The 4247-nt window shown below is 41.0% G+C and carries 1 protein-coding gene, 1 tRNA gene and 1 pseudogene; all 3 read right to left on the reverse strand.

What is annotated here, in order from left to right; all coding sequences use genetic code 11:
- Positions 1-55: 55 nt before the first annotated feature.
- A tRNA-Ile gene (locus tag BHE89_RS10685) sits at positions 56-132 on the reverse strand.
- A gap of 316 nt (positions 133-448) precedes the next feature.
- Positions 449-2305, reverse strand: coding sequence for an RNA polymerase sigma factor RpoD (gene rpoD, locus BHE89_RS10690; RefSeq protein ID WP_069369657.1), 1857 nt, complete (start codon positions 2303-2305; stop codon positions 449-451).
- 186 nt (positions 2306-2491) lie between these two features.
- Positions 2492-4241: pseudogene (gene dnaG, locus BHE89_RS10695) on the reverse strand (DNA primase).
- Between the last annotated feature and the right edge of the window lie 6 nt (positions 4242-4247).

The following is a 4247-nucleotide window of genomic DNA, read 5'->3' on the forward strand; positions in this document are numbered from 1 at the left end:
AACAAAAAGCCACTTGCTAAGAAGTGGCTTAATGCGCTGATTTAATAGCTAAATTTGGTGGCCCCTACTGGACTTGAACCAGTGACCAATCGATTATGAGTCGACTGCTCTAACCAACTGAGCTAAGGGGCCTGATGGAGTGAGATTATACGTGCCATTTGGCGTGAGGTCTAGCCTTTGAATGACTGTATGCGCAAATTCTGTTCAATCTAAACAATAAAAAAATAAAATAGAGAATAACTGTGATATCAATAACATAGTTTAATGTTTGTATGGAGAAGCGGACGTACAGGTACAATAATATAAATAATAAGGCTATTTTTTTATAAATAGGTGTAGATGAAATCTATCGTAGATTAAGTCGATTGCCGATACTGTATTGAAATTCCATAAAAAACGCTGTGATACCACAGGCGTTTAATATAACTTTTATTGAAAAGTAAGTTGATTACTCATCAAGGAAGCTACGTAACACTTCAGAACGGCTTGGGTGGCGTAATTTACGCAGTGCCTTCGCTTCAATCTGACGAATACGTTCACGGGTAACATCAAACTGTTTACCCACTTCTTCCAAGGTATGGTCGGTATTCATATCGATACCAAAACGCATACGCAGAACTTTCGCTTCACGTAATGTTAAACCCGCTAACACTTCGTGAGTTGCTGAACGTAAGCTTTCTGATGTTGCAGAATCGAGAGGTAATTCGAGCGTTGTATCCTCGATAAAATCACCTAAATGTGAATCTTCATCGTCACCGATTGGGGTTTCCATGGAGATTGGTTCTTTAGCAATTTTTAGTACCTTACGGATCTTGTCTTCAGGCATCAGCATGCGTTCTGCTAGCTCTTCTGGTGAAGGCTCACGTCCCATCTCTTGCAACATTTGACGAGAGATACGGTTCAGTTTATTAATCGTTTCGATCATGTGAACAGGGATACGAATTGTACGCGCCTGATCAGCGATTGAACGAGTAATGGCCTGACGGATCCACCATGTTGCATAAGTTGAGAACTTATAACCACGACGGTATTCAAATTTATCAACCGCTTTCATTAGACCGATATTCCCTTCCTGTATTAGGTCAAGGAACTGTAAGCCACGGTTGGTATATTTTTTCGCGATAGAGATAACGAGACGTAAGTTTGCTTCGACCATCTCTTTTTTCGCACGACGTGCTTTTGCTTCACCGATAGACATACGACGGTTAATATCTTTAACCTGTTCGATTGTCAGTCCAGTTTCAACTTCAATTTGTTGCAGTTTTTGTAGACTGCGTTGTACTTCTTCTTCAATACCTGCCAGCTTTTCAGACCAAGGTTTGTTCATTGCACGAGCAGCAGTGAACCATGTGTCATTGGTTTCGTTACCTGTAAACAGTGTAATGAAGTTTTTCTTTGGCATTTTAACTTGATCAACACAAAGACGCATGATGTGACGCTCTTGAGCACGGACTCTGTCCATCATCTCACGCATATTGTTAACCAAATAATCAAACTGTTTTGGTACTAAACGGAACTGTTTGAAAATTTCAGATAACAATAAGATTTCAAGCTCTGTATCTTTGTGGTTACGACCTTTCGCCTTAATTGTTTGGCGAGTTTTTTCGTATTGCTCACGAAGCTCGGTAAATTTCTGACGCGCTAATTCAGGATCGATGCTGTTATCATCATCGCTATCGCTGTCATTGTCGCCATCTTCATCTTCGTCTTCATCTTCGTCTTCAGCGCTGTTGTCAACTTCATCATCATCTTTGTCTAAGTTGACATCTTCACTTTCTGCCATTTCTTCGGCATTAGGGTCAATAAATGCAGTAATTAAGTCTGAAAGACGTGCTTCGCCAGCTTCAACGCGATCGTACTGTTCAAGAAGATAAGTAATTGCTTCAGGATATTCTGCAACAGAGCATTGAACTTGGTTAATACCATCTTCAATGCGTTTTGCGATATCAATTTCACCTTCCCGGGTGAGCAGTTCAACAGTACCCATTTCGCGCATATACATACGTACTGGGTCGGTTGTACGGCCAATCTCAGATTCTACACTAGAAAGTACCTGAGCGGCGGCTTCTGCAGCATCATCATCAGTATCATTTGAATTTTCTGCCAGCATCAGATCATCGGCGTCAGGTGCTTCTTCCATAACCTGAATGCCCATGTCGTTAATCATCTGGATGATGTCTTCGATTTGATCTGAATCGACGATATCTTCCGGCAGATGGTCATTGACCTCAGCATAGGTCAGGTAGCCTTGCTCCTTACCTTTAGTAACAAGTAGCTTCAGCTGTGACTGCGGGTTTTGCTCCATAAGACGGTATCCACACTTCAAAGTAATTTGGGTTGGTGTCGGTCGGCGATAACTGTTTAGCCAACAATAACTACGGAGGGGCATTTTCATTGTCGATTGCTACGATCCCCTCAGCGTAGCAAATGTAGGTTTTTAGTACCTACCGATAGCGGCAATTAAGCCGTGTTTTTAATCTTAATTCTGTGTTTACTTTTTAACGCGTGCCTGTATTATCAATTGGACTTCTTCGCGTTCATCTTGCGTCAGACCTTCTGTTCTCTCTTTCGCAATAAGCGCGTTTAAACGTTCGTCCATTGCAGTTAAAAAAAGATGATCTAACGTGTCTGTAAAGGTTTTCTCTGCGATCTCATCTATATCTATATCGTTCCACATTGCCAATTTTTCAAGCTGTTTACCGAATTTATTCTCTCGATAGAGTTCGATAATCTGTCCTGTATTCAGACCGGGTTGTGCTTGGCAAACAGAAACTAATTCAATAAAAAGTGATAGACCTGCAATTTTTTCTGTATTTAATCCCTCAAGAGGGGGCACTAATTTAGAGAATTCTGGATTTTGTATCAGCAGGGCAATCAATATACGCATTGGTGTTGTGCGCAATTTTGTCGGTTGATACGATAATTCGTGGTTAACCGGCGCTCTACCAAATAAACGATCCATCTGCTCAATATCGGGATTTCCCGTTAAGCTTCCAAGCTCTCTTAATAAATATAGACGTAAAGTTTCACTTGGGATCTTATCTATTAATGGTCTGGCTAAACTATATAGCTTCCCATTGCCTTCTTGAGTACTCAGATCCACTTGAGGAACGAGCGAATCAAATAAAAATTCTGATAATGAATGCGCTTGTTCCATACGTTTTTCAAAAGCCTCTTTACCTTCACGACGAACCAATGAATCGGGATCATCACCTTCGGGTAAAAACATAAAACGTAAAGAGCGGCCATCATTTAAAAAAGGAAGGGCGGTTTCTAATGCTCGCCATGCGGCATCACGTCCAGCTCTATCTCCATCATAGCAGCAAATAATGTTATCCGTTGTCCGAAAGAGCAACTGGATATGTTCTGCTGTGGTGGAGGTTCCTAATGAGGCAACGGCATAATCAATACCAAACTGCGCTAATGCCACAACATCCATATAACCTTCAACAACTAATAGCTTTGTGACGTTATTATTAGATTGTTGCGCTTCATAAAGTCCGTAAAGTTGACGTCCCTTATGGAATATCTCTGTTTCTGGGGAGTTTAAGTATTTAGGTAAATCATCACCTAAAACGCGTCCACCAAAGGCAATAACACGACCACGTCTATCTCGGATAGGAAACATGACTCGTTGGCGAAAACGATCATAAGTGCGACCATTATCGTTCGTTATTACCATACCCGCTTCAATAAGTAAGGCTTTATTATCGGCATTTTGACCAAAACGTTTTAGGACGTTATCCCAACCTGTTGGTACAAATCCAATAGAAAAGCGGGTAATAATATCTTCACTCAGCCCACGATGCGCAAGGTAGTTTCTTGCTTCCTGTGCATCAGGTTTATTAAGAGCACTACTATAATACTGATTCAATTTCTCCATCACTTGATAGAGATTTTGTCTTATATGTCGTTCAATAGGGCTACTGCCGGTTCCTGATTCATAAGGAACTTCTAACCCATGCATTGCTGCTAACTCTTCAATGGTTTCGACAAAATCGAGCCTGTCGTAATTCATCAAAAAATCAATAGCATTGCCATGCGCACCGCAACCAAAACAGTGGTAAAACTGTTTGTCGCTATTTACTGTGAAAGAGGGCGTTTTTTTCATTATGAAACGGACAACACGCTGAATGATTTTTGCCTTGTTTTTTTAACGGCACGCGAGCGTCGATAAGATCGATGATATCGGTTCGAGCTAGCAAATCATTAATAAATGAACGTGGAATTCGTCCAGCCATAAGCCC

The organism is Shigella sp. FC1967 (genome assembly GCF_001743005.1).
GTDB lineage: Bacteria > Pseudomonadota > Gammaproteobacteria > Enterobacterales > Enterobacteriaceae > Proteus.